This window comes from Bradyrhizobium sp. Kon58 (assembly GCF_055807455.1).
This window is the reverse complement of sequence record NZ_JBVVOT010000598.1, coordinates 1-246: the sequence shown is the minus strand read 5'-3', so window position 1 is coordinate 246 and position 246 is coordinate 1. Positions and strand designations below refer to the sequence as shown.

Annotated in this window: 1 protein-coding gene; it reads left to right on the top strand. The window is 56.5% G+C overall.

Translation table 11 applies throughout. The annotated features are described in order from the left end of the window. Positions 1-66: 66 nt before the first annotated feature. On the top strand, positions 67-246 hold a 180-nt coding region (locus tag AC0L20_RS41625; protein ID WP_473295931.1), incomplete at its 3' end, for a hypothetical protein.

Here is a 246-nt window from a genome sequence, read left to right as displayed (position 1 = left end):
GGGCGCAGTCGTTTTACCGGTGTGTTGTCCAGGGTGGACCCGGCAGTGACGAACGGGACGGTCAAAGTGGATGTCACGTTCAATCAGCCGCTGCCTCAGGAGGCACGTCCTGATCTGAGTGTCGACGGCTTGATCGCCGTGACGAAAATCAATCATTCGCTATATGTCGAGCGTCCTCCGTTCGCGCAGAATAACCTACCCTCTATGCTCTACCGCTTGGATGAGAAGGACCGCTCGGCTACCAAA